At 54.3% G+C, this 5,212-nt stretch carries 9 protein-coding genes; 7 read left to right on the top strand and 2 right to left on the bottom strand.

All coding sequences use genetic code 11. The features are described from left to right. Both RMO15_RS31470 and RMO15_RS31465 read right to left on the bottom strand, forming a co-directional pair. Positions 1-1,591: hypothetical protein (locus tag RMO15_RS31470; RefSeq protein ID WP_309722693.1), on the bottom strand; the 1,591-nt coding region annotated here is incomplete at its 3' end. A gap of 582 nt (positions 1,592-2,173) precedes the next feature. Beyond that, the gene (locus RMO15_RS31465) at positions 2,174-2,572 is read right to left on the bottom strand and encodes a hypothetical protein (protein WP_309722690.1); all 399 of its coding nucleotides are present in this window, start codon (positions 2,570-2,572) and stop codon (positions 2,174-2,176) included. 105 nt (positions 2,573-2,677) lie between these two features. On the opposite strand from RMO15_RS31465, the gene RMO15_RS31460 reads away from it, so the two are divergent. The 7 genes from RMO15_RS31460 to RMO15_RS31430 all read left to right on the top strand — a co-directional run bounded on the left by RMO15_RS31460 (position 2,678) and on the right by RMO15_RS31430 (position 4,744). After that, on the top strand, positions 2,678-3,037 hold the full coding sequence (locus RMO15_RS31460; RefSeq protein ID WP_309722688.1) for a hypothetical protein: 360 nt from the start codon (positions 2,678-2,680) through the stop codon (positions 3,035-3,037). 105 nt (positions 3,038-3,142) lie between these two features. Next, on the top strand, positions 3,143-3,325 hold the full coding sequence (locus tag RMO15_RS31455) for a DUF1737 domain-containing protein (RefSeq protein WP_309722686.1): 183 nt from the start codon (positions 3,143-3,145) through the stop codon (positions 3,323-3,325). After that, on the top strand, positions 3,322-3,453 hold the full coding sequence (locus RMO15_RS31450; RefSeq protein ID WP_309722683.1) for a hypothetical protein: 132 nt from the start codon (positions 3,322-3,324) through the stop codon (positions 3,451-3,453). The genes RMO15_RS31455 and RMO15_RS31450 overlap by 4 nt, the downstream gene beginning before the upstream one ends. Positions 3,454-3,457: 4 nt before the next feature. After that, a complete protein-coding gene (locus tag RMO15_RS31445) occupies positions 3,458-3,700 on the top strand; it encodes a hypothetical protein (protein ID WP_309722680.1) in 243 nt (80 codons plus the stop codon). Continuing rightward, on the top strand, positions 3,697-3,990 hold the full coding sequence (locus tag RMO15_RS31440) for a hypothetical protein (RefSeq protein ID WP_309722677.1): 294 nt from the start codon (positions 3,697-3,699) through the stop codon (positions 3,988-3,990). The genes RMO15_RS31445 and RMO15_RS31440 overlap by 4 nt, the downstream gene beginning before the upstream one ends. After that, the gene (locus RMO15_RS31435) at positions 3,987-4,196 is read left to right on the top strand and encodes a hypothetical protein (RefSeq protein WP_309722675.1); all 210 of its coding nucleotides are present in this window, start codon (positions 3,987-3,989) and stop codon (positions 4,194-4,196) included. Before RMO15_RS31440 ends, RMO15_RS31435 begins: the two co-directional genes overlap by 4 nt. A gap of 5 nt (positions 4,197-4,201) precedes the next feature. Continuing rightward, complete coding sequence (locus RMO15_RS31430) at positions 4,202-4,744, top strand: ankyrin repeat domain-containing protein (RefSeq protein ID WP_309722672.1); 543 nt, start codon at positions 4,202-4,204, stop codon at positions 4,742-4,744. Positions 4,745-5,212: the final 468 nt, after the last annotated feature.

Genomic DNA, 5,212 nt, shown 5'->3' with positions numbered 1-5,212 from the left:
TCAGCGTCTGTGTGTTAGGAACTAGCTTTGCTGCCGCGAGGGCAGGGGGAACCGCCTCAGCAAACCGCTTTTGCTGCACCAGGATCTCTGCCACCAGAATCTGTGTGCGTGCGATCGAGGGAAAGAACTTAACGATCTCCTGTGCTTGTGTGAGTGCCTCGTTGGGCTTGTCTGCCATCTGGTAGGCTTCAGCCAGGGCGATACGGGCATCCGTATCGCGTGGTCGGAGCTTCACAAACTGCAGAGTCGCCTCCAGAGCCTCCGGGTAGCGCTTCAGAAGAGTGAGCGCGATTCGCTGATGCTCATATGCCCTGGAGTCCTTGGGGTTCGCTGCACTACTTTTTTGCGCTTCCGCCACAACCCGCTTGGCGAGAGCTTCTGCCTGCGCAGGGTAGCCCTTCTTCTCCAAGACGCTCATGGTGCTGATTATCTCAGGAACATCCACAAAAGGGAGTTTCGTCACACGGTTTGCCGTCTTTTCCAAGAGTTCCTGGGAGCCACCCCACTTTGGCGCATTGAGCTCCAGCGCCCAGCTGACGATCTCACTGACACGATGGCGTTTTGCACCAAGAGTAAAGGCGGTTTCAAGCGCCTTTTGCGCTTCCTCCTCTGCACCCGCAAAGAGAGCGGCTTGGGATAGCACTAAGGCATCGTTTGCGCTACGAGGATCAAGCTGGTTGGCATATCGTATGACGGCAAGCGAGCGGCCATAGATAGTGTTGAGCTTGTTCCACTTCTCCTCAGAGATCTGATCGGCGGTTCGTCCCCGGCGCTCATCCCCTGCCAAGGCTCGTAGCTTGATGGCCAAGAGGTTCCAGCTATCAGGATTGCTGGGAGCATTTCGAACGACATCTTCTGCGGCGGCAACCTGTGCCTCACGTGTGGGGGCAGTGACGGCACGCGCCGCTGCCAACGGTGCGTTTTTGGGATACTGAGCGGCGAGTTTCTGAACGGTTGCGACAATCGCGGGCGCTGGATAAAACGGAACAATCTCCGAGAACACGATAGGGTTGTCTCCGGCGAGCTGTGCCAAGCGCGTGGCGCGCGTGGATACTCCCTCGGGATTTTTCTCCGCTCTGAGGTTCGTTCTAAAGTAGAGCATCCCTCCCAGTACGGATTTCTGGGAGAGTTTCCGGAGTCCTTCGGCATCTTCCTCAGTGATATTGTCGCCTGGCCGAAAGGGAACACGCCCTGCAAGCGTCAGCTCGGCTGGTGTCTCCACAGGAGGAGCAATCGTGGCTGCGGGAAGCCCTAGGCGCTCACGCATGGCGTTGGCTGCTTGAGGTAGTGCCGCGGTGATTGCCGCCTCATCACCCGTGAGAACAATCGGTGCCCCTAGCGCCTTCCCTGAGAGCTCGTAGACCTGGAACGAGAGCTTTCCTGGCTCCGCAGTGCCAAGGGCATAGTGTGTCAATCCAAGAATTCGCGCGGCGTCCTTGGCTTCGGCAGTGGTAATGCGCAGATCTTTTCTTCCCAGATTGATCCCCACATACGCGGGCTGGTACCAAATAGGCATCTGGGTGAGTTGTGGATCGTTTCCCAGCGTCAGATAGAGCCACCGCGCACACCCCACCGTGAATTCGGAGGACATCCCAGACGAGGTAACGGGTTCAAAGACAAAAATACCTTTGCCTGTTGGTTTCGTTTTGAGTGATTCTACATAGCCGCTGGGGGAAGTGCTCACAACAGGGCGACTTGCGGGAGCCTTACTTCCTTTTGCGGGAGCTTTGCTTCCTTTGTTTTGAATTGCAGCTAAACTACAACCACTCAAAAGGGGAACAAGACTAAGACCTCCAACAAACAACCCTACAATGGATCGTGGGGTAGGCAATAGATCGGCCTTTGCTACCCAACTGTCTATCGGCATCGGCAACAACATTTTCATGAGAAGCCCTCCACCGGCACTATACCGGATTTCTTTCGAAACGGTAGGTACTTAAAGAAGGGAGAGGTACTTAGGTGGGCAGTAAGGATTCAAGTAAAAAAACACTTTGAAATTTCTCCTCTACGAGAGTGGGCCGAGCAAACATCGCTGAAAAAGTTCGCCACTTAGCGACTTAGCGAAAACCTCTCCTGTAATTCAGGGTCAGCTCCCTCTACAAAGATCGGCTTGCAGAGGGTGGCGAGGTGGTCAAGCCTGGCGAAGGCTGCACCGTGGCCAGCAGGGAATCTCTCACTCACCGTGATAGCGTCCCTGGTCGTCATGGTAGCCTACCTTCCACTTGTCAGCGTTGGTGAGATCCACTACCCAGACGGCAAGGAGACCAAAGAAGAGGGCCAGAACCGAGTAGACCCAGGCATCCTGCTTTCCGTAAAAGCGCCCCTTCTGATAGGCCAGCATGCAAACGATAATTTTCTCACCGCCAAAGTAGCCAAAGTAGCTCAGCATAAATAGACCCGTGCTGATCAGGCTAAGTGTACTTTCTGGATCATTTTCAGTGCGAATTGCAAAGGCTGCCATCAGCAGCGCCAGCGCGATTCCCATGACCGAGAAGAAGGCGATCCAGAGCTTTTTGATCGTCTGCCTAGTTCTTAGCCTCTCTTGGAGAGCGTAGTTATCTTGTGTCATCATTGCTTTCGACTTTCCTTCGATATGACTTTCCCCGTTTTGGCTCTACTCTGGCTGATTCGTGGAGACCCGGCGTGGGGGCTTTCATTATGCCAAAGGAGTTGCTAAATGTCTATACATTCGAGAGATTTTCGCCACAGTACCACTTACGATGCGGAGGACAGGACGCTCGACAGGCTCAGTGCCGAGCATCCACCAAGCGCGTGGTTCTCGCTGGACATTGACCCACAGACACGCCAGCTCTGGGCATTGGGCAAGCTGGGGAGCGGGGTGGTGATCGCCGATCCGGTGCGTGGGGTGAGCGTGGTGTACTACGAAGATGCCAGCGGTAACGCACAGCAGCTCCTGCGTTTGCCGGATGCCTCGACGATGGGGCCGACGGCGGTACGTCTCTCAGGGGCAGCTCTGACACGGCCAAGGTGCTCTCTGGCGATACGGACGAGAGGGCAGCGGGGCTGCATCTGCTGAAGATCAAGCAGGTGGGTGAGATTAAAATTATCGCGGGGTAGGATCTGGCGGGGGCGACGTTTGAGCCGTGGATTGTATGATCGCTTTGTGTGGGATAATTAGTCTATGAATGAAACACCCCTTGTCAGCTCCCCAAGGAGCACAAGAGTGACTAGATACAAAGTCGTTTCGGCGATGACACTTGAAGAGTTAGAGAAGCAAGTGAATGACCGGCTTGCCGATGGGTGGAGCCTTCAGGGAGGGGTCTGTTTTTATAACTATATGTACTACCAGGCCATGGCGAAATGACTCCCGATGACATTCCCGACGGCTGGAAGATCTTCACTGCAGCACTGCTCCCGAACCTCTACGCCCACTTGGTGTGGTGTAACGGGAGCCAGGGAGTGAAGACGGTGCCCAAAGTGGTGAGGAAATAGGATCATGAAAGACAAGCGTTTCTGGGTAGCCCTAACTGTGTTTGTGCTTTACAGCCTCTTCTTTTGGCCAACGCCTTATACCTACCTGGAAAACTCTCAGGGTTGGCATATGCGGGTGAACCGATTAACGGGAGATCCTCAAATATGGATCAAAGGCGGCTGGCAATCTCTCACGGGACTGTCTGAAAAAGACTCGGAAACTAACTTCTACCTGACTCCTCAGATTATAGGAATCAAGAGACCATGAACCGACCAAAGAAAACCATCCTTGCCCTCCTGGGTATTGCGGCCTCGGTGGGGCTGTGGAGTTTGATTGCAGAGAATGTTCCTCCCATCGTGGAGTGCCACAAAACGATTGTGCGAAGTATTCCCTTTGTGCTAGTGCTAGATCCCATTGCGATTGAGGTGCCAAACTACGGCAATTATTGGTCTAATCACCCAGACTGCGGAACAGATGAAAAAGCTCTCCAAGAACAATATGAAAAGGCTTTACGTAGCTCTAAGAAAACCGTGAAAGGACGCAAGGTAAAACGATGACCCTGATGATAAGCGTCTCCCCCGAGATTGCCTGCCGCATTGCTGACGATCCCGACGCCCTAGACGAGCCTGTGAATGGCTCTGTTGGCGAAGGTTCGAACCTTCATCGTGGCCTTGTGTATGGGGATCGTCTGCTTCAGGCTGTGTGCGGGCTGGAGCTGGAATTGTTTGGGCCTGGTGGAACCGTCACGGGAGCGAGAGAGTAAGGATCATGAAGAAGCCTCTCAAAATAGCTGGCGGACTCGCTGCCCTCTTTGTAGTGGGGTCTTGGTGGATGATGGAAAAGAACCCTAATGCCTTGGCACATCGCTTTGTGACGGCTATCCAAGACTATGAGGATGGCCCGATCTTTGAAACGCTCTTAGCGCAAGGGGTGGATCCTAACTACCTCGACAGGACCTACTCGGAGCCCGCGATCAAGGATAAGCTCATCGCTATCGTGGCCGGGGGCACTCCCACCACAGGATATGAGCCGATGCCTTTGCTCTTTATGGCTTGTAACAGTGGTAATGAGGATGCCGTCCGAGCCCTCCTAAAGCACAAAGCTAACCCGAACGTGGCGTTTCGTGACGGCATCACGCCCCTCATTGCTGCAACAGGGTCAGGGAGTCCAAGTATCATCCGCCTTCTGCTGGAGCATGGTGCGGAGGTCAATCACCGAACCCTTGCCGGCGACACAGCTCTTAAGCTGGCAAAGGCCACTAGGAGATCCAGTATTATCTCCGTCCTCACTCAGGCAGGAGCGAGGGAGTGAAACAGGAGCCGCCGCGCTATGTGGTGCCTATCCCTTGGTGGCGCTCCAAAAGCTGCGGAGAGACTACCTCCTATGTCATGAAGCTGTGTTTCCCAGGGTTATGTGTGTTCGTCGTACTTCTTGGAGGCTGTGTGCTTTGGGAGGTGCTGACATCACTAAGGATGGATTACCAACCAAAACCCAGCGGCTACAAGCGTGACCGTGGACTCACTCGCAAGACCTGGTGCCCTCAGTCAAATCATGCATTGAACCAATCCTCGACAGTGAGATGAAAAACGAAGGACACAAGACACCATGAACCGACCAAAGAAAATTATCTTCGCGTTGCTGGGCGTCGCGGCCTCAATGGGGCTGGCCTGTACCCCTGATTTGGTCCATCGAGTGAGTTAGTCTTCGTTGGTCGTTGTGGGTTTCCCCGGCGGCGAAGCCGCCTCGTTCTTCGTTTCCGTTTCTGGTTGGGTATCTGGT

Origin of the sequence: Armatimonas sp., assembly GCF_031410135.1 — a bacterium.
Classification (GTDB): Bacteria; Armatimonadota; Armatimonadia; order Armatimonadales; family Armatimonadaceae; genus Armatimonas.
This window is presented reverse-complemented; position numbering and strand designations above follow the sequence as displayed.